This window comes from Streptacidiphilus jeojiense (genome assembly GCF_000719095.1).
GTDB classification, from domain to species: Bacteria; Actinomycetota; Actinomycetes; order Streptomycetales; family Streptomycetaceae; genus Streptacidiphilus; species Streptacidiphilus jeojiensis.
In genome coordinates this window covers 127,886-154,000 of record NZ_JOEH01000016.1, presented here as the reverse complement: position 1 = coordinate 154,000, position 26,115 = coordinate 127,886, and the positions used below count along the sequence as shown (strand labels likewise).

20 protein-coding genes and 1 riboswitch are annotated in these 26,115 nt (G+C 70.9%); of the genes, 4 read left to right on the top strand and 16 right to left on the bottom strand.

All coding sequences use genetic code 11. The annotated features are described in order from the left end of the window. Positions 1–3 precede the first annotated feature (3 nt). From IF29_RS0121615 to IF29_RS0121570, 10 genes are all read right to left on the bottom strand, one after another. The gene (locus tag IF29_RS0121615) at positions 4–1,017 is read right to left on the bottom strand and encodes a ribonucleotide-diphosphate reductase subunit beta (protein ID WP_030257487.1); all 1,014 of its coding nucleotides are present in this window, start codon (positions 1,015–1,017) and stop codon (positions 4–6) included. Continuing rightward, complete coding sequence (locus IF29_RS0121610; RefSeq protein WP_232242362.1) at positions 1,017–3,371, bottom strand: ribonucleoside-diphosphate reductase subunit alpha; 2,355 nt, start codon at positions 3,369–3,371, stop codon at positions 1,017–1,019. The genes IF29_RS0121615 and IF29_RS0121610 overlap by 1 nt, the downstream gene beginning before the upstream one ends. A 157-nt stretch (positions 3,372–3,528) precedes the next feature. Next, positions 3,529–3,647: riboswitch (cobalamin riboswitch) on the bottom strand. A gap of 108 nt (positions 3,648–3,755) precedes the next feature. Beyond that, positions 3,756–4,478 (bottom strand): histidine phosphatase family protein, encoded by a 723-nt coding sequence (locus IF29_RS0121605; RefSeq protein WP_051725700.1) that lies wholly within the window; start codon positions 4,476–4,478, stop codon positions 3,756–3,758. A 164-nt stretch (positions 4,479–4,642) separates the two neighbouring features. Next, a complete protein-coding gene (gene mctP, locus IF29_RS0121600; RefSeq protein WP_037596028.1) occupies positions 4,643–6,283 on the bottom strand; it encodes a monocarboxylate uptake permease MctP in 1,641 nt (546 codons plus the stop codon). Continuing rightward, the gene (locus IF29_RS0121595) at positions 6,280–6,564 is read right to left on the bottom strand and encodes a DUF3311 domain-containing protein (RefSeq protein WP_030257477.1); all 285 of its coding nucleotides are present in this window, start codon (positions 6,562–6,564) and stop codon (positions 6,280–6,282) included. The genes mctP and IF29_RS0121595 overlap by 4 nt, the downstream gene beginning before the upstream one ends. A gap of 334 nt (positions 6,565–6,898) precedes the next feature. Then, positions 6,899–7,660: a GntR family transcriptional regulator gene (locus IF29_RS0121590; protein ID WP_030257475.1), complete on the bottom strand. Its 762-nt coding sequence runs from the start codon at positions 7,658–7,660 to the stop codon at positions 6,899–6,901. A 147-nt stretch (positions 7,661–7,807) separates the two neighbouring features. Next, positions 7,808–9,385: a glycoside hydrolase family 3 protein gene (locus IF29_RS0121585; RefSeq protein WP_030257473.1), complete on the bottom strand. Its 1,578-nt coding sequence runs from the start codon at positions 9,383–9,385 to the stop codon at positions 7,808–7,810. An 81-nt stretch (positions 9,386–9,466) separates the two neighbouring features. Next, the gene (locus IF29_RS0121580; protein ID WP_030257470.1) at positions 9,467–10,390 is read right to left on the bottom strand and encodes a carbohydrate ABC transporter permease; all 924 of its coding nucleotides are present in this window, start codon (positions 10,388–10,390) and stop codon (positions 9,467–9,469) included. Next, entirely contained in the window at positions 10,390–11,373 is a 984-nt protein-coding gene (locus IF29_RS0121575) for a carbohydrate ABC transporter permease (RefSeq protein ID WP_030257468.1), read from the bottom strand. Before IF29_RS0121575 ends, IF29_RS0121580 begins: the two co-directional genes overlap by 1 nt. Positions 11,374–11,558: 185 nt before the next feature. Further along, positions 11,559–12,878 (bottom strand): extracellular solute-binding protein, encoded by a 1,320-nt coding sequence (locus tag IF29_RS0121570; protein WP_030257465.1) that lies wholly within the window; start codon positions 12,876–12,878, stop codon positions 11,559–11,561. Positions 12,879–13,517: 639 nt separating this feature from the next. Here IF29_RS0121570 and IF29_RS0121565 point away from each other — a divergent pair. From IF29_RS0121565 to IF29_RS0121555, 3 genes are all read left to right on the top strand, one after another. After that, positions 13,518–14,801, top strand: coding sequence for an extracellular solute-binding protein (locus tag IF29_RS0121565; protein WP_030257462.1), 1,284 nt, complete (start codon positions 13,518–13,520; stop codon positions 14,799–14,801). Between the two features lie 333 nt (positions 14,802–15,134). Further along, entirely contained in the window at positions 15,135–16,667 is a 1,533-nt protein-coding gene (locus IF29_RS0121560; RefSeq protein WP_030257459.1) for a sensor histidine kinase, read from the top strand. Between the two features lie 137 nt (positions 16,668–16,804). Further along, complete coding sequence (locus IF29_RS0121555; RefSeq protein WP_380524885.1) at positions 16,805–20,803, top strand: Pls/PosA family non-ribosomal peptide synthetase; 3,999 nt, start codon at positions 16,805–16,807, stop codon at positions 20,801–20,803. Positions 20,804–21,124: 321 nt separating this feature from the next. On the opposite strand, the gene IF29_RS0121550 is transcribed toward IF29_RS0121555, so the two are convergent. Both IF29_RS0121550 and IF29_RS0121545 read right to left on the bottom strand, forming a co-directional pair. Then, positions 21,125–21,376: a WhiB family transcriptional regulator gene (locus tag IF29_RS0121550; RefSeq protein ID WP_030257455.1), complete on the bottom strand. Its 252-nt coding sequence runs from the start codon at positions 21,374–21,376 to the stop codon at positions 21,125–21,127. Positions 21,377–21,710: 334 nt separating this feature from the next. Further along, positions 21,711–22,658 carry a diacylglycerol/lipid kinase family protein gene (locus IF29_RS0121545; RefSeq protein ID WP_030257452.1) on the bottom strand — a complete coding sequence of 316 codons (948 nt, stop codon included), beginning with the start codon at positions 22,656–22,658 and terminating at the stop codon, positions 21,711–21,713. A 100-nt stretch (positions 22,659–22,758) separates the two neighbouring features. Here IF29_RS0121545 and IF29_RS43770 point away from each other — a divergent pair, with 100 nt between their 5' ends. After that, positions 22,759–23,211 (top strand): hypothetical protein, encoded by a 453-nt coding sequence (locus tag IF29_RS43770; RefSeq protein ID WP_051725612.1) that lies wholly within the window; start codon positions 22,759–22,761, stop codon positions 23,209–23,211. A 39-nt stretch (positions 23,212–23,250) separates the two neighbouring features. Here IF29_RS43770 and IF29_RS0121535 read toward each other — a convergent pair whose 3' ends face one another. The 4 genes from IF29_RS0121535 to IF29_RS0121520 form a co-directional block, all read right to left on the bottom strand. Next, a complete protein-coding gene (locus IF29_RS0121535) occupies positions 23,251–24,264 on the bottom strand; it encodes an RNA polymerase sigma factor SigF (RefSeq protein WP_380524887.1) in 1,014 nt (337 codons plus the stop codon). Between the two features lie 197 nt (positions 24,265–24,461). Then, positions 24,462–24,875 (bottom strand): ATP-binding protein, encoded by a 414-nt coding sequence (locus IF29_RS0121530; RefSeq protein ID WP_030257444.1) that lies wholly within the window; start codon positions 24,873–24,875, stop codon positions 24,462–24,464. A gap of 232 nt (positions 24,876–25,107) precedes the next feature. Next, entirely contained in the window at positions 25,108–25,590 is a 483-nt protein-coding gene (locus IF29_RS0121525; protein ID WP_030257441.1) for a GNAT family N-acetyltransferase, read from the bottom strand. A 38-nt stretch (positions 25,591–25,628) separates the two neighbouring features. Next, positions 25,629–25,889: a UBP-type zinc finger domain-containing protein gene (locus IF29_RS0121520; RefSeq protein ID WP_030257439.1), complete on the bottom strand. Its 261-nt coding sequence runs from the start codon at positions 25,887–25,889 to the stop codon at positions 25,629–25,631. Positions 25,890–26,115: the final 226 nt, after the last annotated feature.

The following is a 26,115-nucleotide window of genomic DNA, read 5'->3' as shown; positions in this document are numbered from 1 at the left end:
GCTCTAGAAGTCGTCGTCGAAGGAGACCGAGCCCTCCACCGCGACCTGGTAGGCGGAGACCCGGCGCTCGAAGAAGTTGGTGAGCTCCTGGACGCCCTGGAGCTCCATGAAGCCGAAGGGGTTCTCCGAGCCGTAGCGGACCGGCAGGCCCAGCCGGGCCAGCCGCTGGTCGGCCACGCACTGCAGGTACTCGCGCATGGACTCGGTGTTCATCCCCGGCAGGCCGTCCCCGCAGAGGTCGCGGGCGAACTGCAGCTCGGCCTCGACGGCCTCCTCCAGCATGGCGGTGACCTGCTTGCCGAGATCCTCGTCCCAGAGGTCGGGCTCCTCGGCGCGGACGGTGTCCACCACCTGGAAGGCGAAGTCCATGTGCATGGACTCGTCGCGGAACACCCAGTTGGTGCCGGTCGCCAGGCCGTGCAGCAGGCCGCGGCTGCGGAACCAGTACACGTAGGCGAAGGCGCCGTAGAAGAACAGGCCCTCGATGCAGGCGGCGAAGCAGATCAGGTTGAGCAGGAAGCGGCGCCGGTCCGCCTTGGTCTGCAGGCTGTCCAGCTGCTCCACCTGGTCCATCCAGCGGAAGCAGAACTGCGCCTTCTCGCGGATCGAGGGGATGTTCTCCACGGCCGCGAAGGCCGCGTTGCGGTCCTCCGGGTCGGGCAGGTAGGTGTCCAGCAGGGTCAGGTAGAACTGGACGTGGACGGCCTCCTCGAACAGCTGGCGGGAGAGGTAGAGCCGGGCCTCGGGCGAGTTGATGTGCTTGTAGAGGGTCAGCACCAGGTTGTTGGAGACGATCGAGTCGCCGGTCGCGAAGAAGGCGACCAGCCGGCCCAGCATGTGCCGTTCGTCCGCGCTGAGCTTGGGCAGGTCGGCGACGTCGGAGACCAGGTCCACCTCCTCCACGGTCCAGGTGTTCTTGATGGCGTTGCGGTAGTGCTCGTAGAAGTCCGGGTAGCGCATCGGACGGAGCGTCAGTTCGAAGCCCGGGTCGAGAAGATTCTTTTCGGTGGAGCTCATTACTGGCAGGCCTCGCAGGACTCGGGGTTTTCGAGGGAGCAGGCGATGACGGACTCGTCCTCGACCGCCACCGGGACGACAGCCGCCGCGGCCCGGGCGATCCGGGTCGCCGGGCGGGAGCGCAGGTAGTAGGTGGTCTTCAGGCCGACCTTCCAGGCGTACGCGTACATCGAGCTGAGCTTGCCGATGGTGGGCGAGGCCAGGAACAGGTTCAGCGACTGGCTCTGGTCCAGGTAGGGCATCCGGGCCGCGGCCAGGTCGATCAGGGCACGCTGCGGCAGTTCCCAGGCGGTGCGGTAGAGCGAGGCCAGGTCGGCCGGGAGGCCGGGGATGTCCAGGGCGCTGCCGTTGGACGCCCGCAGCGACTCCCGGGTCTCCGCGTTCCACAGCCCGCGGTCCTTGAGGTCGGCCACCAGGTAGGGGTTGACCTGCAGGAACTCCCCGCTCAGGGTCTCCCGCTTGAAGAGGTTGGAGACCTGCGGCTCGATGCACTCGTAGACGCCGGCGATGGAGGCGATGGTCGCGGTGGGCGCGATGGCCAGCAGCAGCGAGTTGCGCAGGCCGGTTGCGGCGATCCGGGCGCGGAGCGCGTCCCAGCGCTCGGGCCAGGTCGGTTCGGTGGAGAAGTGGTCGATGTGCAGCTGGCCGCGGGCGGCGCGGGTCTCCTCGTAGGCGACGTGGCGGCCCAGCCGCTCGGCCAGGTCGGCGCTGGTCTCGTAGGCGGCCAGCATGATCCGCTCGGAGATCCTGGTGGACAGCGCCTTGGCCTCGGCGGAGTCGAAGTCCAGCCGGAGCCGGAAGAAGACGTCCTGAAGGCCCATCACACCCAGGCCGACCGGGCGCCAGCGGGCGTTGGACGCGCCGGCCTCGGGGGTCGGGTAGAAGTTGATGTCGACGACCCGGTCCAGGAAGGTCACCGCGGTGCGGACGGTGGCGTCCAGCCGGTCCCAGTCCATCTCGCCGTCGGTGCCCAGGTGCGCGCCCAGGTTGACCGAGCCGAGGTTGCAGACGGCGGTCTCGCTGTCGTCGGTGACCTCCAGGATCTCGGTGCAGAGGTTGGAGGAGTGGACCGTGCGGCCGGGCAGCGCGGTCTGGTTGGCGGCGCGGTTGGAGGCGTCCTTGAAGGTCATCCAGCCGTTGCCGGTCTGCGCCAGGGTGCGCATCATCCGGGCGTACAGGGTGCGCGCCGGGATGGTGCGGATGGCCAGGCCGGCCGCCTCGGCCTTGGCGTAGGCGGCGTCGAACTCGGCGCCCCACAGGTCGACCAGCTCGGGCACGTCGCCGGGGGAGAACAGCGACCACTCGGTGTCGGCGTCGACCCGGCGCATGAACTCGTCCGGGATCCAGTGCGCCAGGTTGAGGTTGTGGGTGCGCCGGGCCTCCTCGCCGGTGTTGTCGCGCAGTTCCAGGAACTCCTCGATGTCCGCGTGCCAGGTCTCCAGGTAGACGCAGGCCGCGCCCTTGCGCCGGCCGCCCTGGTTCACCGCGGCGACCGAGGAGTCCAGGGTGCGCAGGAACGGCACGATGCCGTTGGACTGGCCGTTGGTGCCGCGGATCAGGCTGCCGCGGGAGCGGATCCGGCTGTAGGAGAGGCCGATGCCGCCGGCGTGCTTGCTGAGCCGGGCGATCTGGGCGTAGCGCTGGTAGATCGAGTCCAGCTCGTCCAGCGGGGAGTCCAGCAGGTAGCAGGAGGACATCTGCGGGTGCCGGGTGCCGGAGTTGAACAGGGTGGGGGAGGAGGGCAGGTACTCCAGCCGGCTCATCAGCGCGTAGAGCGAGGCCACCTCGGCCACCGACGCGGCGTCCCCGCCGACCTGCAGCCCGGACGCCACCCGCAGCATGAAGTGCTGCGGGGTCTCGATCACCTGACGGGTGATCGGGTGGCGAAGCAGGTAGCGGGAGTAGAGGGTGCGCAGGCCGAAGTACTCGAAGCGGTCGTCGGCGGAGACGTCGACCACCGCGTCCAGGGCGGTGGCGTGCTCGGCGACGAAGGCGGCGGTGGCGTCGCCGACCAGGCCCTCGCGGTGGCCGACCGCGATGGAGGCGGCGAAGCAGGTCGCGCCCTGGCCGGCGGCCTCCTCGCGGATCTCCTCGGCGAGCAGCCGGGCGGCCAGCCGGGAGTACTCCGGGTCCTCGGCGATCAGCGCGGCCGAGGCCTCGACGGCCAGGCCGCGCAGTTCGGCGTAGTCGGAGACGGAGCTGCGGCCGCGCAGCGCCGCGGCGGCGACCCGGCCGGGGTCGACGCTGGCGAGGTCGGTGGACCGCTCGGTGAGGGTGCGCAGCAGGGCAGCTCCGGGGCCGTCGCCCGGCACCGGCCGGGGGACGGCGGTCTGCTGGGGGACTGTCGTGTCGATCACTGTCACTGTGCGCTCCTCGTTGGCGGCCGGTCGGCGGCGGGCCGGCGGCTGGAGGAGCGGGGGCGCATCCGGGCATGCGAAGGCAGCACGGAGCGCGTCCCCGGCCCACCCGCGAGGCCCGGACGTGCAGCGCTCCGGGCGCGGCGGAAGGGCAGCGCGGAGCGCGCTGTCGGCAGGTACTCGGACTCGCGGCAGAAGCCGCTCACCGCTGCGGGGCAGTCCCGGAATCGCACCGGGTTCCCCTGCGTCGACAGCGAGAGTGAGCATACATGTAGGGGTGCTTTCTCGAAGCACCCCTACATGTTGTGTCGCGCAGGATCGCTCTCGGTAGTGAGCCCGACCGCTTGGGTCATCCGCGGCGGGACGCCGGCGGCGTGGCGGTCAGTCCAGGCCGAGGTGCGCCACGGTGTTGTAGCAGTCCAGTTTGAGCTGGCCCGAGGAGGTCCGGGACCAGCGGGTGATCGAGGCGTTGCCGACGGCGCCCTCGCGCTCCAGGGCGAGGTAGGCCTCCTCGTCCAGGTCGTCCAGGATGTGACGCAGCATCACCACCACCGCGTCGTGGGCCACCAGCAGCACCCGGCGGGACGCCTCGGTCTCGTAGAGGTCGCGCAGCAGGCTGCGCAGCCGCAGCGCGACGTCGGCCAGCGACTCGCCGCCCGGGGGCCGCCAGCGCAGCTCGCCGAGCCGGCGGCGGCGGGCCGCCTCCTCGGGGTGGTGCAGCTCGATGGCCGCCTTGGTGACCATCTCCAGGATGCCCAGCTCGCGGTCGCGCAGCCGCTCGTCGGTGCGCACCACCGGGAGCGGCAGCCCGGCCCGGTCCAGCTCGACCAGGACCAGCTCCGCCGTCTCCTGGGCCCGGAGGTACGGGGAGACCCACACGCTGTGCGGCAGCGGGCCGTCGGCGCGGGAGGCCAGCCAGCGGCCCAGGGCGGTCGCCTGGGCCCGGCCCAGCGTGGTGAGCGAGAGGTCGGCGTCGCGGCAGGTGATGCCGGTGTCCAGGGCGCCGACGGCTTCCGCGGCGGCGAACGCCTCGTTGGCGGTGGACTGGCCGTGCCGGGTGACGGTCAGCGAGAGCGGGCGGGGCGGGACGGGAACGGATTCCACGGGTCGGTCGGACCCGGATTCGGACGGGCTGAGGTGGTGGTCGGTGAGCTCCACGAGTCCCCCTGAGCGGTTCTTCGGCCCGGCCCGGCGCGGGACTGCGCACGGGCCGCCGGTCCCAGTGTGCGGGAGCGGCGGCCCGTGCAGGGGGCGCAAAGGGGGTGAATTCAGGGCGCGGAAGGAGTGATCTCCGGCGTGAGCGGGGCCAGCGGCGCGCTCTCGACCAGGTAGTCGCCGGGGACCGTCTCGTCCGGCAGTTCCCGCGGCTTGGCCGCCCTGACCGCCAGGGTGAGCACCACCGAGACGGCGAGGTTCAGCACGAAGGCGGTCACCCCGATGTAGCCGATCTGGCCGATGACCGGGATGTTGGCGGCGCTGCCGCCGAAGTGCGAGTGCGGCTTGCCGGCCGCCGCGACGTTGTAGGCCTCGTACGTCCCGTAGGCCATCCCGGCGGCCCAGCCGACCAGCAGCGCCCAGTGGTTGAACCAGCGTGAGAACAGCCCGGCCACGATCGCCGGGAAGGTCTGCAGGATCCAGATGCCGCCCAGCAGCTGCAGGTTGATGGAGAACTGCTTGTCGATGCCGAGGACGAAGCCCAGCGCGCCCAGCTTCACCACCAGCGAGACGATCTTGGCGACCGCGGTCTCCTGCGCCGGGGTGGCGTCGGGCTTGAAGTACTCGCGGTAGATGTTGCGGGTGAACAGGTTGGCCGCGGCGATCGACATGATCGCGGCCGGGACCAGCGCGCCGATCCCGACGGCCGCGAAGGCCACCCCGGCGAACCAGGACGGGAACATCTGCTGGAACAGCTCCGGGACGGCCAGCTGGGCGTTGAAGCCCTTCACGCCCTTGCCCACACCGGCCGAGATCGCCATGAAGCCCAGCAGCGACAGCAGGCCCAGCATCAGCGAATAGGCCGGCAGCACGGCGAGGTTGCGGCGGACCGTGGTGCGGCTCTTGGCCGCCAGCACGCCGGTGGCCGAGTGCGGGTACATGAACAGCGCCATCGCCGAGCCCAGCGCCAGCGTGGCGTAGGACCACTGCGCCTTGGGGCCGGTGATCAGCGAACCCTTGGGCTTGCCGGTGGCCGGGCTGGTCTGCGCCAGCGAGGTGGCGGCGTCGTGGAAGATGTGGCCGTAGCCGCCGAGGCGGATCGGGATGTAGATCACCGCCACGATCACCACGATGTAGACCAGGGTGTCCTTGACGAAGGCGATCAGCGCCGGGGCGCGCAGCCCGGACGAGTAGGTGTAGGCGGCCAGCACCGCGAAGGCGATCAGCAGCGGCAGGTCCTTGCCGAAGCCGCTGGACCCGCCGATGCCCATGGTGTCCAGCACCGCCTGGATGCCGACCAGCTGCAGCGCGATGTACGGCATGGTGGCCAGGATGCCGGTGAGCGCCACGGCCAGCGCCAGGCTGCGGGAGCCGTAACGGCCGCGGGCGAAGTCGGCCAGCGTGACGTAGCCCTTGCTGCGCGCCACCGACCACAGCCGGGGCAGGAACAGGAACACCAGCGGCCAGACCAGGATGGTGTACGGGACCGCGTAGAAGCCGGCCGCGCCGGCGCCGTAGACCAGGGCGGGGACGGCGATGAAGGTGTACGCCGTGTACAGGTCCCCGCCGAGCAGGAACCAGCTGACGACCGTGCCGAAGCCGCGGCCGCCCAGCCCCCACTCGTCCAGGTGCAGCGCGTTCTCGGCGCGGCGCCAGCGCGAGGCCACGAAGCCGACCCCGGTGACGGCCACGAACAGGATCAGGAAGACGGTCAGCGAGACGGCGTTGGTGCCGCCGGAGGCCAGTCGGATCATGACGGCTCACGCTCCGTCAGCAGCGCCCTGCGGGACGCCTCCTCACGGCGGATCAGGACGAAGACCGCAGCGGTGAACAGCGCCGAGACGATCACCCAGGCCAGCTGGTACCAGTAGAAGAAGGGGATCCCGATGAACGTCGGGGTGAGCCGGGAGTAGGAGCTGACCCAGAGCAGCGCCACGAAGGGCACTCCCAGCAGGAAGGCGCAGACCACCCGGGTCGGGGTGACCAGCGGCAGGTGGGGCGGGGGTGGTGCGGGCGGTGTCGCGGGCTCGGCCATGGGTGCGGCTCCGGAGGCAGGCCGACGGCGCGCGCGAGGACGGCCCTCCCCCAGGCGCCACCGGAATCGGACAGGTGACCAGACGGAATGTAGACCGTTGATCGGTCCACGTCACGGGTGGATACACAGATTGTCGGCCTGCGGTGGTGGGCAGAGGGCGCGCAGTGGGGCGGAACACATCAGAACGGACGTGCCCCGTCCCACAGTCCGGACACAGCCGGGCCGGGCGCGGGCCGGCTCACTGGTCCGGGCGGCGCAGCCTCGCGGTGCTCCAATACTCCGGGGGCGACCCCCGGGGCCCCACGTAGAACTGGCGACGGCCGCGGTGCGTCGTCTAGTCCGGGCGGCGCAGCCGTGCGGTGAACTTGTAGCGGTCGCCGCGGTAGACCGAGCGGACCCACTCCACCGGCTCGCCGTCGGCGTCGAAGGAGTGCCGGGACAGCAGCAGCATCGGCAGGCCCACGTCGGTGCCCAGCTGGCCGGCCTCGGCCGGGGTGGCCAGCGAGGTCTCGATGGTCTCCTCGGCCTCGGCCACGTGCACCCCGTACACCTCGTTGAGGGCCGAGTACAGGGAGTTGTACTTCACCAGATTCCGGCGCAGCGCAGGGAAGCGCTTGGCGGAGAGGTGCGCCGCCTCGATGGCCATCGGGTCGCCGTTGGCCAGCCGGAGCCGCTCGACCCGGAGCACCCTGCCGCCGGGTCGGATGTCCAGCAGCGCGGCCAGCCGGTCGTCGGCGGTCACATAGCCGACCTCCAGCAGCCGTGAGGTCGGCTCCAGGCCCTGGGCCCGCATGTCCTCGGTGTAGGAGGTGAGTTGCAGGGCCTGGGAGACCTTGGGCTTGGCGACGAAGGTGCCCTTGCCCTGGATCCGCTCCAGCCGGCCCTCGACCACCAGTTCCTGGAGGGCCTGGCGCACCGTGGTGCGTGAGGTCTCGAACTCCAGCGCGAGGGTGCGCTCCGGCGGGACCGGGGTGCCCGGCGCCTGGGTCTGGGTGATCTGCAGCAGGTGCCGCTTCAGCCGGTAGTACTTGGGGACGCGTGCGGTGACGGCGCCCTCCCCAGACGTCTCCACGTCCGGACCCCCTTCGGTCGTCATCGCCGCTCCTACTCCCAGTTCTCCGACCCGTACCGGCGTCATGGCCATTGGATCCGCCCACTACTGAATCAGCCGTACGGCTGCGGCACTCATGGTGACATGCCGGGTCCGCCGAAGGTGTCCCCGCGGCTCCGGTGTCCGCTGTGTTCAGGCGACCCGGACCGCGCCCGTGCCCGGTCCGGCAAGGGCCTCGGCCGCGGCGATGCCGCACACCCGGGCTCCGCCGTAGGTGGTGAGCACGGTCACTCCGCGTCCCGAGAAGGTCTCCTCCAGCCCGTAGGCGGTGCCGATCTCCACGACCACCGCGTCCGGCCTGGCCGCCGTCAACTCCAGTGCCGCGCGCTTCATCCATGCGTAGCGGTGCAGGTCGCGCACCACGATGACGAGCGGGCGGCCGACCGCGGCGCCGAGCAGCGGGGTGGTGTCCACCCGGCCCTCGGCGTCGTCCACGGTGGCCCGCAGCAGTCCGGCGCTCTGCAGCGTCGAAGCCGGTGCGCCGACCCGGGTGACGGTGGTGCCGGGGATCAGCTTGCCGAGCGGCGCGGCCAGGCCCCAGGCGGTCTCGTCGCCCACCGCGAAGTTGGCGGCCGGGGAGAACTCGACCACGTGCGGCACGCCGTCGACCGGGCGCAGCTCGCCGCTGACCCGCAGCGCGCGGCGGGCGGCCGTGAGGCCGATGTCGGGCACGGCGGTGGCGGCGTGCTGCGCCCTGACCCCGGCGGACCAGCGGGCCACCGCGCGGTTGCGCTCGGCGGCCTCGTGCAGCCGCTCCTCGGCGATCCGGCCCTCGCGGACCGCCCACATCAGGGCGTCGCGGAGGTACAGGAAGGTGGCCTCGTCCTGGAGCCCGCCGCCGACGCAGATGGCGTCGGCGCCGCCGGCGATGGCCTTGACGGTGCCCTCGGCTATCCCGTGGGTGCCGGAGATGGCGCCCATCTCGATGCCGTCGGTGACGATCAGCCCGTCGTAGCCGAGGTCCTTGCGCAGCAGGTCGGTCAGGATGGCCCGGGACATGGTGGCCGGCAGGTCGGTGTCGTAGGCCGGGAACAGGATGTGCGCCGTCATGATCGACTTCACTCCGGCGGCGACCGCGGCGCGGAACGGCGCCAGATGGGCGCCGAAGACGTCCAGCGGCAGGTCGATCCTGGGCAGGCCGAGGTGGGTGTCGGCGGCGGTGTCGCCGTGGCCGGGGAAGTGCTTGGCGCAGGCGGCCACGCCGGCCGACTGCAGGCCCCGGATGTAGGCGGCGGTGTGACGGGCCGCCAGTTCGCCGTCGCCGCCGAAGGAGCGCACCCCGATGACCGGGTTGTCCGGGTTGGAGTTGACATCGGCGTCCGGCGCGTAGTTGAGGTTGATCCCGGCCGCGGCCAGGTCGATGCCGATGGAGCGGGCGACGTCCTCGGTGAGCTCGATGTCGTCGATCGCGCCCAGGGCCTGGTTGCCCGGGTAGGAGGAGCCGGTCATCACCTCCAGCCGGGTGACGTCGCCGCCCTCCTCGTCGGTGGCGATCAGCAGGTCGGGGTTGAGCGCGTACAGCGAGGAGGTGAGCGCGGCGACCTGCTCGTGGTCGGCGATGTTGCGCCCGAACAGGGCGACACCGCCGAGCTCACCGGTCTCCAGGCGGTGCCGCACCCAGTCGGGAGCGGTGAGGCCGGTGAACCCCGGCTGGAGCACCGCGCCGGCGTCCGCGAGGAGTTGGACGGTGTCCGGGCCGGGATTCGTCATGGTTCCTTCCTTGCATGTCTTGATGCGTACAGCTCAGGTGCGTGCAGATACGGGTGTCGGTCGGTGGGGCCGACGGTCCGGTCAGCCCTTGACGGCGCCGGCGGTGAGACCGGAGGCCACCCGCTTCTGGAAGATGACGAAGAGGATGATCACGGGCAGTGAGATCAGCAGCGAGCCCGCCATCTGCGCCCCGTAGTCGGCTGCGTGGGTGGGGCCCGCGGAGTAGCCGGTCAGCCAGACCATGCCGGTGTGGGTGTTGTTGTCCGACAGCATGGTGTTGGCGATGATGAACTCGTTCCACGCCTGGATCCAGCAGTAGACGCCGGTGGTGACCAGGCCGGGGACGGTCAGCGGCAGCACCACCCGGAAGAAGGCGCCCCAGCGGGTGCAGCCGTCCACCATGGCGGCCTCGTCCAGTTCCTTGGGGATGTTGACGATGAAGGAGCGCAGCGTCCACACCACGTAGGGGATGGTGAACACCAGGTAGGCGATGATCACGCCGAACAGGGTGTTGTAGAGGCCGATGTTCTTGAGGATCAGGAACAGCGGGATGATCAGCGACAGCAGCGGCACCATCTGCACCACCAGCATGGTGACGATGAAGAAGTTGCGGCCGCGGAACCGGAACCGGGCCACCGCGATGGCGGCCAGCAGGCCCACCAGCAGACCGGCTATCACCGCGCCGACCGTGATGATCGCGGTGTTCTCCAGCGCGGTCGGCAGGTCGGGGTCGTTGAAGATGGTGCTGTAGCTGCCGAGGTCGAAGTGCCTGGGCCAGAAGGTCGGGTTCTGCGAGAGCAGGTCCCGGTTGGACTTGACCGTGGTCAGCGCCGCCCAGTAGATCGGGAAGCCCATCACCACGGCGAAGCCGATGGCGACGGTGTTCCAGGCGCCGGTCATCCAGCGGTTCTGGTTGGCGGGCCGTTCGGAGCGGCTCTCCTTGGACGCCTTGAGCGGCTTGGGGAGCCGGGTGGACACGGCCTTTTGCGACGAGGTGAAAGCCATCAGTCCTGCTCTCCGATCTTGATGACCTGGCGGATGTAGAACACCAGGACGCCGAGCATCAGCACGATCATCGCGATGGAGACCACCGCGCTCCGGCTGTAGTGGCTGCTGGCCACGCCCTGCGCGTACAGGTAGACGCCGATGGTCTGGTAGCCCGGCTCCGGCGAGTTCTGGCGGAGCGCCCAGATCTGGGCGAACACCTGGAAGTCCCAGATGAAGCTGAGCGCGGTGGAGAGCAGCAGGAACGGCCGGATCACCGGGATCACCACGTGCCGGAAGCTCTGCCACGGGGAGGCGCCGTCGATCTTGGAGGCCTCGACCAGTTCCTTGGGCACCTGGGTCATCGCCGCGTTCAGGCCGATCACCAGGAACGGCAGCGCGCCCCAGACCACGCAGGCGGCGACCACCACGTACAGGCCCTGGGTGGGGTTGGCGAACCAGTTGTGGTCCAGCATCCCCTTGCCGCCGAGCTCGTAGCAGATGTAGTCGACGACGCCGCCGGTGTTGTTGAACAGCCAGGAGAAGACCGTTCCGGAGACCAGGGCGGGGATGGCCCAGACGAACATCAGCACGGTGACCACGGTGACCTTGGCCCAGTTGGACACCCGGTTGAGCAGCACCGCGAAGGCCAGGCCGAGGCCGATGGAGAGGACCACCACCTCGACGGTCAGCAGCACGCTGCGCTCGACCGACTGCCAGAAGGTCGGGTCGCTGAGGACCTTGGTGAACCCGTCGAAGCCGATGTAGCGGACCAGGGCCGGCGCGGCCAGGTAGAGGTAGGCGTTGACGTTCTGGAACGACAGCTGGATCAGCTTGAAGATCGGGTAGCCGATCACGCCCAGCATCACCACGACTGCCGGGACGATCAGCACGTACGGCATGTAGCCGTCGGCGACACCCCGTCTGCTCAGCCATCGGGACTTCGGGGACGCGTCCTGCCGACCGGCGCTCGCCGTTGGACGGTCGGAATCGATCACACTCATCAGGGTCCTTCCCCGGAGCCTTTGAAACTGGGTCTTGCTCACCGACGTGGTGCTGACTGAAGGAGCATGCGCGCATGGGGCGGGCAGCCGGTAGACGCTCCACCGGCTGCCCTGGGTGCGCTCAGTGGCCGCGGGCCCGGCCCGCTCGGAGGTGCCCGAGGGGGCCGGACCCGCGATCAGGCGTTTCAGCCGCCGTTCAGGTCACCGATGATGGTGGTCTGGGCGGTGGTCAGGGCAGCCGTCGGGTCTCCGCCGGCGGCGATGGCGCTGAAGGCGGTCTGCAGCGCGACCTCGTCGGAGGCCTGGCTCCAGAACTGGGAGTTCGGGATGAACCAGGTCTTGCCGTTGGCGGCCGCACCGGCGGCCTTGTTGACGTCGCTGACGGCCTCGTAGGTCGGCAGCAGGGTCTTGTTGTTCGGGATGGCGAACTTCGCCAGCGCGGTCTGCTGCGCGGTGTTGGTGAAGATGCGCAGGAACTCGGCGCCCAGGCCCGGGTTGGCGGCGTGGGTCGGGACGGCCAGGTCGGAGCCGCCGAGGAAGGCGGGGGTCGGCTGGCCGGCGGTGGTGCCGGGGACGGCGATGGTGCCGAGCTTGGACGCCAGGGACGGGTCACCGGTCTTCGGGTCGGTGACCGAGCCGACCTCCCAGCCGTTGCCGATGATGGCGGCGATGTTGCCCTTGGCCATCAGCGCGTCCTGGGTGGTCTCGTCCACGGTGGTGCCGCCGGACGAGAAGTTCTTCTGCAGGGTGTCCCAGGTCTGGATGCCCTGGATGAACGTCGGGTCGGTGAGCGTGCCGGTGAACTTGGAGCCGTCGGACTTGGCGATGACGTTGTTGACGCCGTAGGTGCCCGCGCCGAAGGAGACGGCGGTGTACCAGTTCTTGCCCGGCAGGTAGAGCGCGGAGAAGTTCGGGACCTTGGAGTTGGCGGCCTTGACCTTGGTCAGGTCGGCGGTCAGCTCGTCCAGGGTGGTGGGCGGCGTGGTGACGCCGGCCGCGGCGAACAGGTCCTTGCGGTAGATCATGATGCGGGCGCCCGCGTAGTACGGGATCGCGTAGGTCTTGGTGTGGTCCGCGCTCTGGCCGGAGGCGGCCAGCGAGTCCAGCCAGCTGGACGAGTTGTCGAACTTGTCCTTGACGCTGGACAGGTCCACGAAGGAGTTGGCCGCGATGTACTTGGCGGTCTGGGTGTTGCCCAGCTCCAGCGCGTCGGGGGCGTTGCCGGAGAGCAGCGCGGTGTCGAGCTTGGTGCTGTAGTTGGTCCAGGTCTGCCACTGGATGTTGACGTTGGCACCGGTCTCGGCGGTGAACTGCTTCTTCGCCGCGTCGACAACCCCCGGCCAGCCCTTCTGGGCGTCCTGCATCAGCCAGACGTTGATGGTCTTGCCCTTGCCGTCCGTGCTCAGGGTGGCCTGCTTGGAGCTTCCGGCGGTCGAAGAAGAGGAACAGGCGGCGGCCGTGAGCACGCTGGCGAGTGCCGCGGCGACTGCGATCTTGCGCTTCAAAACATCCTCCTGAGGGATGAGCGAGAGAGGGCACCGGTTCGGTCTCGGAGGTGTTCCTGAGCTTGACCGTGCCTGGAGTGAGGTGCTCAATGGGGGTTGTGCCGTCTTCGCGTGGTGCTGGTGGAGCTGTGGCTTCCGCACCGGCCCGAGACCGCGCGGAATTGTGAATTCCGCGCCAGTCGCTCCGACGCAGCTACCTGATTGGTGTAGACCAGTGATCGGAGATTGGCATGGACCAATGTGGAGCGTCAAGAGTTCTCGACAGCCTGAGCCAAGCCGTTACCAACGCTTGACAAGCGGGGTGGCCGCAGATGGACGCCAGGGGTAGGACTGGACCAGTCAGGATCACAAAACCCCTGCAAACAGGGACAGTCGGGGCGCATCGCCGCTGAGGTGTCGGTCCGGTAACACCTTGCCGCGCAGGGGTTGCCTTTCCTTGACCGGAGTGCGCGCCGAGGTCCAGACTCCGGAAATTGGTCTATGCCAAGTGCGATTCGGCCGTGAATTGGGCGTGCGCATTATGCAAGGCCTTTGGTGTATTTCATCGGCGCCGACACCGTTGCGTCCGGGGGCGGGGGCGAACCCGGGATGAATTGCCGCGCGGGGTCCGGGCAGCCTGGGGTCCCAGGAGGGGATGGCGTGAACCGTCGGCGGTTGGTCGCCGCACTGGGTACGGCCGTGGTCATGGTCGGCGCGAGTGCGTGCAGTGGGGGAGGTTCGGGCGGGGCCGGGAGTGCGGCCGACTCGAACCAGGGCAAGAAGCTGGTGGTCTGGCTGATGGCCGGGGACGACCTGCCGAGCTGGATGGCCTCGGTGAAGGCGCAGTTCGAGCAGCAGTACCCGGGCGCCACGGTGGACTTCCAGACCAAGCAGTGGACCGACATCCAGGCGACCGTGACCACCGCGCTCTCGCTGGTGGATCCGCCGGACATCTTCGACATCGGCAACACCCAGACCGCGTACTACGCCTCCACCGGCGGCCTGATGGACCTCGACAAGTACAAGGCGCAGCTGGGCGGCGCGGACTGGACCCCGTCGATGAACAAGTCGACGCTGGTCGGCGGGAAGCAGTTCGCCGCGCCCTGGTACGCCGGCAGCCGCGCGGTGATGTACAACAAGACGCTCTGGGCGCGCGCCGGGGTCACCCCGCCGACCACCATGTCCGAGTGGCTGACCGACCTGGCCAAGCTGAAGCAGACCACCGGGGTGAAGTCGGCGCTCTATCTGCCCGGCCAGAACTGGTACGCCTTCGACGGCTTCCTCCAGGACGCCGGGGCGGACATCCTCACCGAGCAGAACAGCCGCTGGGTCGGCGACCTGGGCAGCCCCCAGGCGCTCCAGGCCGCCCAGCTGTTCAAGACGCTGAACGGTTTCGGCGCGGCCCCGGTGGACCAGGACGAGTCGCATCCGCTGGAGTCCGGGGTCTTCGCCAAGGGCGATGTCGCCTCGATGATCGCGATGGGGTACGAGGAGAGCGCGGCGATCAAGGACAACCCCAAACTGGCCGGCCAGATCGGCTGGTTCCCCATCCCCGGCGCCACCCCGGACAAGCCGGCCAAGACCTTCTTCGGCGGCTCCAACCTCGCCGTCGCGACCAACTCGGTCAACCCCGACCTGGCCCTGGGTTTTCTGAAGATCGCACTCAACGACACCAACGAGGGCCTCTTCGCCAAGCTGTCCGGGTTCCTGCCGAACAAGGCGAAGCTCTACCCGGCGATCAAGGGCAACGCCTACGCGGCCGCGGCGTCCGAGGAGGCGGCCACCGCCGGCTTCACCCCGCTCGTCCCGAACTGGGGGAACGTGGAGAACACGCCGAACCCGATCACCACGCTGTTCCTCACCCCGATCCTGCAGGGCAAGGACCCGCAGGCGGCCGCCAAGGCGGCCGACGCCAAGCTGGCCTCGCGGCTCAGCCAGGGCTGACCGCGCCGGCACCGCTTCCGGGGACCAAACTGCCGGGAACGCAAGCTGCCGGGAACGCACAAGGGCCGTGGCGCCGGGACAGGACCCTCAACCTGTCCGGCACCGCGGCCCGAGGCATGGTCGGTGGCTGGTGTCTCCGCGCGGCGGGTGTGCGGGCCCGGAGGCGCGGGACGGTCAGGCCGACTCTCATCAAGCGGAAGGTCCCGGTGCGCGGTCAGGGCAGATAGCGCGGTGGGTCCTCCCTTGGTGCAGTTCCATTGTGGACTAGACCAATTGCGTTGTCCATCCCCACTGAGCAGCGGAATCGGTGCAGGAACCGGATACGCTCGGTGAATGCCTTCCCTCAATGAGCTGGTGCGCCACCACACCAACCTGGACAGCGCCGACGTGGAGTGGATCCACCTGCTGGTGTCCGAGTGGCAGCTGCTCTCCGACCTCTCCTTCGCCGACCTGGTGCTGTGGGTGCCCACCCGCGACGGCAGCCGGTACGTGTCGCTGGCGCAGATGCGCCCCAACACCGGTCCGACCTCCTACCAGGACGACATGGTCGGCCACCTGGTGCCGCGGGGCCGCCGCCCGATGCTGGACGTGGCGCTGGACGAGGGCCGGATCGTCCGCGAGGGCGACCCGGAGTGGCGCGAGGACGTCCCGGTCCGGGTCGAGTCGATCCCGGTCCGGCGCGAGGGACGGGTGCTGGGCGTGATCGCCCGCAACACCAACCTGCTGACCGTGCGCACCCCCAGCCGGCTGGAGCTCACCTATCTGCAGAGCGCCTCCGACCTGGCCCAGATGATCGCCGCGGGGTCGTTCCCGTTCCCCGGCGAGCAGACCGACATGGACGCCTCCCCCCGGGTCGGCGACGGCATGATCCGCCTCGACGCGGACGGGGTGGTCACCTACGCCAGCCCGAACGCCCTCTCCGCCTACCACCGGCTCGGCCTCAACGCCGACCTGGTCGGCCTGCACCTGGGCAAGACCACCGCCGAGCTGGCCCCGCCGTCCCGCGGCCCGGTCGACGAGGCCCTGGTCAAGCTGGCCAGCGGCTGGGCGCCGCGGCAGACCGAGGTCGAGTCCGGCGACGGGGTGGTGCAGCTGCGGGCCATCCCGCTGAAGCCGAAGGGGGACCACATCGGCTCGCTGGTGCTGCTGCGCGACGTCACCGAGCTGCGGCGGCGCGAGCGCGAGCTGATGACCAAGGACGCCACCATCCGGGAGATCCACCACCGGGTGAAGAACAACCTGCAGACCGTCGCGGCCCTGCTGCGGCTGCAGTCCCGCCGGATGGAGAACGACGCCGCCCGCGGCGCGCTGGACGAGGCCGTGCGCCGGGTCGGCTCCATCGCGATCGTCCACGAGACGCTGTCGCAGAACCTGGACGAGCACGTGGCCTTCGACGAGATCGCGGACCGGGTGCTGGCGATGGTGATGGAGCTGTCCCAGGACGGTCGGGTGACCGCGCGCCGCAGCGGCAGCTTCGGCATCCTGTCGGCCGATGTGGCCACCCCGCTGGCGATGGTGCTCACCGAGATCCTGCAGAACGCGCTGGAACACGCCTACGGGCCCAAGGCCGGCGGCCAGGTGACGGTGCGTGCGGTGCGGGGGCGGATGCCGGCGGCCGATGCCGGCTGGGGCAACAGCTGGGCGGCCGGCGGCAGTCGCGGCGAGGAGCAGCTGCTGATCACGGTGGTCGACGACGGCGTCGGCCTGCCGGAGGGCTTCGACCCGCAGCGGGGCGGCAACCTCGGGCTGCAGATCGTCAGGACGCTGGTGGTCGGGGAACTGGGCGGCAGCTTCGACATGGTGCCGGGGGAGACCGGCGGGACCCGGGTGGTGCTGGAGGTCCCGGTCGGAAGCACTGCGCCGTAATCGTACATTTGAGTGCTACTCGTAACGATAAAACTGGATTTACCGTTTTTTTGCGCGGTTCTTCCATACTCAAAGCCCACTCCGCTCGTCAGTCCCTATGAGCCTGGACCCTCTGGCACCTGACGAGAGCGCGGCACGTGGAACCCCAGATTGTGGCACCCCCCGCGGCAGCGCTGCCGCACCCTCAGGCCGCCTGGCCGGTGCGGCCCGCAGCGCCGGCCCGCACCCTGCTGGACGTCCTCGACGCCACCGTGCGGAGCTCGCCGCTGGCGCCCGCCCTGGACGCGGACGGCACCGTCCTGGACTACCGGACGCTGCGGGAGGCGGCCGACGCGACGGCGGCCCGGCTGGTCCGGCGCGGGGTGGGCCCCGGCGACCGGGTCGGCGTGCGGGTGCCGTCCGGGACGGCGGAGCTGTACCTGGCCATCCTCGGCGTGCTCAGAGCCGGCGCCGCCTACGTCCCGGTGGACGTGGACGACCCGGACGAGCGGGCCGAGTCCATCTGGCAGGACGCCGGGGTGCGGGTGGTCCTCGGTGCCGGCGGCGCGCTGCTGGACGGGCCCGGGGCCGCCGCGCCGAGGGCGCGGAGCGGCCCGCCGACGCCGGGGGACGACGCCTGGGTGATCTTCACCTCCGGCACCACCGGACGTCCCAAGGGCGTCGCCGTCACCCACCGCTCGGCGGCGGCCTTCGTCGACGCGGAGGCCGAACTCTTCCTCCGGGACGCGCCGTTGGGCCGCGGCGACCGGGTGCTGGCCGGACTCTCGGTGGCCTTCGACGCCTCCTGCGAGGAGATGTGGCTGGCCTGGCGGCACGGCGCCTGCCTGGTGCCGGCGCCCCGGGCGCTGGTCCGGACCGGGGCCGAGCTCGGTCCCTGGCTGGTCCGGCGCGGCATCACCGTGGTGTCCACGGTGCCGACCCTGGCCGCGCTCTGGCCGGCCGAGGACCTGGACGCGGTCCGGCTGCTGATCGTCGGCGGCGAGGCCTGCCCGGCCGAACTGGTGCAGCGCCTGGACGTGCCGGGGCGGGAGTTCTGGAACACCTACGGTCCGACCGAGACCACCGTGGTGGCCTGCGCGGCACGGATGCGGGCCGGACAGCCGGTGCGCATCGGCACCCCCCTGGACGGCTGGCAGATCGCGGTGGTGGACCCGGCCGGACACCCGGTCCCCTGGGGCGGCACCGGAGAACTGCTGATCGCCGGGGTCGGCACGGCGCGCTATCTGGACCGGTCCAGGGACGCGGAGAAGTTCCAGTCCCACCCGGCCATCCCGGGGGCCCGGGTCTACCGCAGCGGCGACCTGGTCCGGGCCGATCCGGACGGCCTGGCCTTCGTCGGCCGCGCCGACGAGCAGGTCAAGCTGGGCGGTCGGCGGATCGAGCTGGGCGAGGTCGACGCCGCACTGGCCGCCCTCCCCGGCGTCGGCGCGGCGGCCGCGGCGGTGCGGGAGACGGCGGCCGGCGGCCAGCTGCTGGTCGGCTACCTGGTGCCGGCGGCCAGACGGGACACCGGTGCTGACGACGGGTCAGGACCGGGGCTGCTGGATCTGGCGCTGCTGCGGAAGCTGCTCCGGCGGCGGCTGCCGGCGGCGCTGGTGCCGGTGCTGGCGGAACTGCCCGAACTGCCGACCAGGACCTCGGGCAAGGTGGACCGCAAGGCGCTGCCCTGGCCGCTGCCCCGGACCGAGGACCCCGGCCCGGGGGCCGCGCTGCACGGCACCGCCGCCCGGCTCGCCGGGCAGTGGCGCGACCTGCTCGGCGTCGACCCGGGCCCGGACAGCGACTTCTTCGCGCTGGGCGGCACCAGCCTGGCCGCCGCGAAGCTGGTCTCGCTGCTGCGGCAGCGGCACCCCGGCCTCTCGGTGGCCGACCTCTACCGGCAGCCCCGGCTGGACGAACTCGCCGCGTACCTGGACGGGGGCGGCACCGGGGCGGGCCAGGACCGGCCTGCGGAGGACCCCGCCGCGGACCGTTCCGGCCGTGCCGGCCGGCCCGCACCGGCGCCCGCACCCGCCGCCGGCCGCGGCTGGACCGGTCTCTACCAGGGGGCCGTGCTGGTGCTGCTGCACACCCTGGGCGGACTGCGCTGGGTGCTCGCCCTCGCCGCCCTCGACAATCTGCTGCCCTCCTCGCTGCCCTGGACCCAGCGCACCTCCTGGTGGCTGATCGCCGGCGGCTGGCTGCTGCTCTCCAGCGCCCTCGGGCGCACCGTGATCGGGGCGGCCGGCGCCCGGCTGCTGACCCGGGGCCTGCGGCCGGGGACCTATCCGCGCGGCGGCCCGGCGCACCTGCGGCTGTGGACCGCCGAACGCCTGGTCGGCGTCTTCAACGTGGCCGCCGTGCTGGGCACCCCGCTGGCCGGCCGCTACGCCAGGATGCTCGGCTGCCGGGTCGGCGAGGACGTCCATCTGCACACCATGCCGCCGGTCACCGGGCTGGCCGAGTTCGGCCCGGGGTGCTCGCTGGAACCCGAGGTGGACGCGGCGGGGTGGTGGCTGGAGGGGGACCGGCTGCACCTGGGCGCCGTCTCGGTCGGCGCGGGCGCCAGGATCGGCACCAGGTCCACGCTGATGCCCGGTGCCGAGGTCGGCCCGGGAGCCGAGGTCGCCGCCGGCAGCTGCGTCACCGGAGCCGTTCCCGCCTGGGCCCGCTGGCACGGCTCGCCGGCCCGTCCGGACGGCGCGGCCCCGGGGTCCGACGGGCCGGGCTGGCCGGCCGCCGCCCCGGCCCTCCCCCCGGGCCACCGTCGCCGCTGGCACGCCGCGTACGCGCTGTCGCTGCCGCTGCTGCAACTGCTGCCGCTGGCCGCCGCCGCGCCCGGGGCGCTGCTGCTCTACCTGCTGATGGGCCGGGACCCCAGCTGGACCAGCGTGTTCGACCGGCTGCTGTTCTCCTCGGTGCCGCTGGCCCTGTTCACCCTGGGCCTGTACGCCCTGCTGCTGGCCGGCCTGGTCCGGCTGCTCTCACGGTCCGTCACCCAGGGGCTGCACCCCGCCGTGGGCCGCACCGGGTGGAGCGTCTGGGCGGTCCACCAGCTGATGGGTTCGGCCCGCTCGCTGCTGTTCCCGCTGTACGCCTCGCTGGCCACGCCGGCCTGGCTGCGGCTGCTCGGCGCCAGGGTCGGCCGCCGGGTGGAGGCGTCCACCGTGCTCGCGCTGCCCGGGCTGACCCGGGTGGACGACTACGCCTTCCTGGCCGACGACACCCTGCTCGCCCCGTTCCAGGTCCGCGGCGGCTGGTTGCGGCTGGGCACCGCCTCGGTCGGGCGGCGGTCCTTCGTCGGGAACTCGGGGATCGTCGGCCCGGGACGGCAGTTGCCGGCCGACTCGCTGGTGGGCGTGCTCTCCGACGTCCCCCCGGCGGGCCGGGTCGAGACGGGGGCTTCCTGGCTGGGGCGGCCCGGCTTCGGCATCCCGCGGGTCGCCGAGTCCGGGGACGCGGCCCGCACCTACGACCCGCCGCGCCGGCTGGTACTGGCCAGGGCGGCGGTGGAACTGTGCCGCCTCGGACCCCTGGCGCTGACCGTGCTGCTGGGCGACCTGGCCGTGGCCGGACTCCAGGAACTGCTGGGCCGGGACGGTCTGACGGTCTGTGCGCTCGGCTGCGGCGTGCTGCTGCTGTGCTGCGGCGTGGGCGCCTGCCTGCTCACCACTGCGGCCAAATGGCTGCTGCTGGGCCGGTTCCGCAAGGGGCGGCAGCCGCTGTGGAGTTCCTTCGTCTGGCGCAACGAGCTGTTCGACGTCTTCGTCGAGGAGCTGGCGATGCCCTGGCTCGGCGGCTCCCTGCTGGGGACGCCCTTCCTCACCGTCTGGCTGCGCAGTCTGGGCGCGCGGATCGGCCGCGGGGTGTGGTGCGAGACCCACTGGCTGCCGGAGACGGACCTGGTCCGTCTGGGGGAGGGCTGCTCGGTCAATCGCGGGGTGGTGCTGCAGACGCATCTCTTCCACGATCGGCTGATGCGGATGGACGGCGTTGACATCGGGGCCGGGGCGACCGTCGGACCGCACTCGATCGTGCTGCTGGGTGCGGCGGTGGGGGACGGCGCGGTGGTCGGCCCGGCCTCGCTGGTGATGCGCGGCGAGACCCTGCCGACCGGCACCCGCTGGCTGGGAAACCCTGTGGCGCAGTGGAGTTGAGCAGTCGGGCAGGAGACAGAACGAGGCCCTGCCGACCGGGGGGGAGGGTCGACAGGGCCTCTCAAGCCTGCTCCGGCCGTCGGGGGGAGTCGGCCGGAGCAGGGGCTCTGGGTGCGGGCGGTGCCCGCGTGCTTCGCACGGGCGGCTGCCCTCGTCTCCGACGGTATCAAACTGTCGGGGCCGACGAGCGCCGCGATCGGTGCGTTGCCTCGGAAAGTGCCGTTCGGCACCTGATCACGTGCTGATCGAGAAGTGGTGCGTGGTGCGGGCGGTGCGGTGGTGCGTCCCCCAGGCAGGAAGTTCTGTCTGCCGGACGGTGCGTCAGGCGGTGCGTGCGCGGTTGCGGGCGGCGCGACGCTTCATCGCACGACGCTCGTCCTCGCTCATTCCGCCCCAGACGCCGGCGTCCTGACCGGTCTCCAGGGCCCACTGCAGGCAGCTCTCCATGACCGGGCAGCGACGGCAGACGGCCTTCGCTTCCTCGATCTGCAGCAGGGCGGGCCCCGTGTTGCCGATGGGGAAGAACAGCTCGGGGTCTTCTTCCCGGCAGACAGCGCGGTGGCGCCAGTCCATGATGATCCAACTCCTCCAGCCGACGGGGATGTCCCGCGGCTCATCGGTGGCTTGTGAATGTGAACGCTTTCACGAACCCTGTGGCAGGTGCGCGGCCAACGGGTGGGTCGGCGTGCGGATGCCTGCGACGTTGCAGTGGATTCGGGCGAATCAGGCGGGTCTCCGGTAACGGTCCGTCCCGATCGCCATGTAAAGGTTCGCAAACCTCGACTCCGGATACAACCCCTATCGGGAAGGAATTTTTGATTCGTCGGTGTCTGCTAGGTCACACCCTGTACTTCTATGGAGTGAAGCGGGTCGCGCGTTCGAGAAGAAGGGCGCAAGGCCCTTCTGATCACACAATCACACGCAGTGCGCGACGTACGCCTGAGAAGCTGACTTGGTTCCGCTCTCCAAGGTGGTCTCCGTCGACCTGAAATGGCAGCGTTTCCTGCGAATGCAAGGTGAATTCCCGGAGGTCGTGGTAAGCGACCACGTGTTTGCCCCGCGGACCCCTCCCGGAACCGTCCAGGAGCTGGGGGATCGTTCGAAGGGTCTGCAGGAGTGACATCTTCGTCATCCCGAAGAGGTCCAGATCCGTGTCGAACGTCGCCTCGGGTGAGGCGTAGACCGGGCGGTTGCCCAGGAAGGTCCAGGGCGAGGTGTTCGCCACTATGGACACCACCAAGCCCTCGACCGGTTCCGCGCCGGGGATGCGGAGAGTGATCGGGCCCGCTTTGCGGTGCTCCCGCTCACCGAAGTAGTGGCGGACCGCCTGGTTGATGTAAAGCGCGTGAGTGGACCGCTTGCCGCTGCGCCGGTGCTGTTCGACCCGGCCGACCACGCCGGCGTCGAAACCGAAGCCGGCGGTGAAGGTGAACCAGCGCTCCGGGAGGCCCTCGGTCACCGCCCGGCCGAGGCCGACGGTCCGCTCCCGTTTCGAGGCGAGGGCGTCCAGCAGTACTCCGGTCGCCTCCACCGGATCGTTGGGCAGACCGAGGGCGCGGGCGAACACATTGGTGCTACCGCCGGGCACCACGGCGAGTCTGGGCAGGTGTTCGGAGGGTCCGTCCGAGAGCAGTCCGTTGACGACCTCGTTCACCGTGCCGTCGCCGCCCAGCGACACCACCAGGTCCACGCTGCCGGACGCGGCGGCGTCCCGGGCCAGATCGCGGGCGTGGCCCCGGTACTCGGTGGCCACGACCTCCAGTTTCAGGTCGCTGGCCAGGGCGTGGGCGAGCACGTCCTTGGTCCGGCCGCTGGTGGTGGTCGCCTTCGGGTTGACGACCAGGAGCGCACGCATACCGTCAGCTTACCTACCGGCAGGTATGGAGAACGGAAAGGGGGAGCCGGAAGGGGGAGGGCCCGACCGGGGCCGCCGCCGGGGCGGCTAGCCTGGTGAGGTGACTGCCGACGCCCCGCTCAATGCCCGTACCGCCTCCGCCGCCCCGGCCTCCGCGGCGGCCCGACCCTGGACGCTGACGGCCGGTGCGGCCATAGCGGTCGCCCAGGGAGTCCTGCTCACCGCCTACGGCGTCTACCTGATGATCGAGGGGCTGGTGACGCACACCCACACGGGGGTCGGGCTCACCGAGTTCGGCGGGTTCATCGTGCTGCTGCTCGGCCTGCTGCCGCTGTTCGCCGGGCGGGCGCTGCTGCGGCTGAAGCGCTGGGGGCGCAGCCCGGCGGTGCTGGTGGACACCCTGTGCCTGGCCGTCACCTACTTCACCTTCCAGAACGGCGGCCTGCAGATCCCGGTCGGCGTCCTGGTCGGCCTGGCCGGGATCTGCGGCATCGTCCTGCTGCTGCACCCGCGGACCACGGAGACGCTGTGGCCTGCGGGGTACGGCAAGTAGCAGTCCGCGCCGCCCGCGCCGTCCTTACCGCGGGCCGGCCTACTCCTCCAGCAGCAGCTTGTCCCGGAGCTGGGCCAGCGTCCTGGCCAGCAGCCGGGAGACGTGCATCTGGGAGATGCCCACCTCGGAGGCGATCTGGGACTGGGTCATGTTCCGGAAGAAGCGCAGCACCAGGATCCGCTGCTCCCGCTGCGGCAGCTGGGCCAGCAGCGGCTTGAGCGACTCGCGGTACTCCACCCCCTCCAGCGCGTCGTCCTCCGCCCCCAGGGTGTCCGCCACGGCCGGCGACTCGTCGTCGGTGTCCGGGACGTCCAGGGAGAGGGTGCTGTAGGCGTTGGCGGACTCCAGCCCCTCCAGCACCTCCTCCTCGGTGATGCCGAGGCGCTCGGCCAGCTCGTGCACGGTGGGCGAGCGGCCGTGCTGCTGGGAGAGCTCGCCGGTGGCCGTGGTGAGCGAGAGCCGCAGTTCCTGGAGCCGGCGCGGGACCCGCACCGCCCAGCCCTTGTCGCGGAAGTGGCGCTTGATCTCGCCGACGATGGTGGGGGTGGCGTAGGTGGAGAACTCCACGCCGCGGTCCACGTCGAACCGGTCCACCGACTTGATCAGTCCGATGGTGGCGACCTGGGTCAGGTCGTCCAGCGGCTCGCCGCGGTTGCGGAACCGCCGGGCCAGGTGCTCCACCAGCGGGATGTGCATCCGGACCAGCTGGTTGCGCAGCTCCACCCGTTCCGGCGAGTCCTTCTCCAGTGCGGAGAGCTGGACGAACAGCGCCCTGGCCGCCTCGCGGTCCGGCGCGCCGTGCCGCTGCGGGGTCGGCCGGCCGCCGCCCCAGACATGCGGCTCCGGCGCGGCCGCGTGCTCCGCGTCCTCGTCCGCCGCGGTGTCGGCGAGGTCGCCGACGATGTCCGCGACCAGCTCGGCGGCGTCCGGGTCCAGCTCGTCGCTGTCCCCGTCGGCCTCGGCCTCCGCCTTCGCCTCGACCTTGTCCAGACCGTCCGTCTCCCCGACCACCGGGGGCGGGACCTGGTCGGGACGGTCGGGATCGTCTGCCAACACCCTGTCCTCCGCCTGCTCTGACGCCGCGCCCACCGACTGTGCCGGCAGCACGGTTTTCCCGGCGCTCCTACCCGTACCGGACTGCAGCCCGGCACCGCTGCCGCGGTCCAGATCACTCACGGCGATCCCCCGTTCCGTTCCGTTCCGGGATCAACTTGTCCGTACCCTCAAGACCCTCACGACCTGCAAGACCCTCAAGGCTGGCCCGGCCCGGCGCCGCGTTTCTTGTGCAGGCTGATGGTGACCGTGCGGTCCTCCTCCACGGTCGACTCCACCTCACCGGCCAGCGCGGAGAGCACCGTCCAGGCGAAGGTGTCGCGCTCGGGGGCGCGGCCGTCGGTGGTCGGCGCCGACACGGTCACCCGCAGCGAGTCGCCGACCAGGCGGAACACGCAGCGCAGCACGCTGCCCGGTACCGCCTGCTGGAGCAGGATGGCGCAGGCCTCGTCGACCGCGATCCTCAGGTCCTCGATCTCGTCGAGGGTGAAGTCGAGTCGGGCCGCGAGACCCGCTGTCGCGGTTCGCAGGACCGAGAGGTAGGCACCCGCCGCGGGCAGCCGGACTTCGACGAAGTCCTTCGCGTCGGGCTCGCCGTCGATCTGGGACACCCTCACCTCCGTTGGTGTTGCGCCGCCGCGGCGGACACCGCCGCCGAGCGGTTGTTCTCAGCAAGTGCAGCTCGTGCGGGCGTATTCCGCCCGGGAGGTGACGCTATCGCGATCCTCGGTGCGATGTCGCCACACAGAGAACCGGCTTGTCCGTTACGCCCTTCGGATGACTCATGGTAAGTCGTCAGCTGCGAAGCGTGGCAGTGCGGGTGAGGATATCGCCCGGGAGTGGTCAATTCCCTGCCGTGCCCAGTGCGGCGAGCGGCGCACCGGTAAGGCGGAAGACGGTCCACTCGTCCATGGGGACGGCGCCGAGGGACTTGTAGAAGCCGATCGAGGGCTCGTTCCAGTCCAGTACCGACCATTCCAGCCGTCCGTAGCCGCGATCCACGCAGATCTGCGCCAGGGTGGCCAGCAGCGCTTTCCCGTGGCCGCCGCCGCGGGCCTCCGGGCGGACGTAGAGGTCCTCCAGGTAGAGCCCGTGGACGCCCTTCCAGGTCGAGAAGTTGAGGAACCAGAGCGCGAAGCCCACCGGCTCGCCGGTGCCGTCGTCCTCGGCGATGTGGGCGAAGGCCGCCGGATGCGGGCCGAACAGGGCCGTGTGCAGCTGCTCCGCCGTGGCCCTGGCGTCGTCCAGGGCCCGCTCGTACTCGGCCAGTTCCCGGACGAAGGCCAGGATCTGCGGGATGTCGTCGGGGCGCGCTTCACGGATCATGGCGTCGAGCCTACTGGGGCGCTGCTCGGGCCAGGGATTCAGACCAGGGAGCGGTCCTCGTAGCACCAGCGCCAGGACTCGCCCGGCTCGAAGGAGCGCATCACCGGATGGCCGGTGGCGTGGAAGTGCGCGGTGGCGTGCCGGCTGGGGGAGGAGTCGCAGCAGGCGATGTGCCCGCAGACCAGGCACTTGCGCAGCTGGACCGGGTGCTGGCCGAGCACCACGCACTCCGGACAGGTCTCGGCGAGCGCCTCGGGCTCCGGGTCGGGCAGGGCGGCGCTGTGCGGACAACCGTGCATTCCAGACATAGCGACCAGAGTACGGGAGCCCGCCGCCGGGCTCACAGCGCGCCGTTCGCGCTCCTGCGCATCGCTGTGCTTCCGTTTCCTGCGGTAACCCTGGAACACCTGCCGCCCCCTCTCCCCGACCCCATCCTGCCAGCCCCCGTCGCCGGCACCCTCTCCCGCCCCCTGTCCCGGTCCCCTTCGGAAGCTTCGCGAAGACCCCATTCTTCGAAAGTTGCAA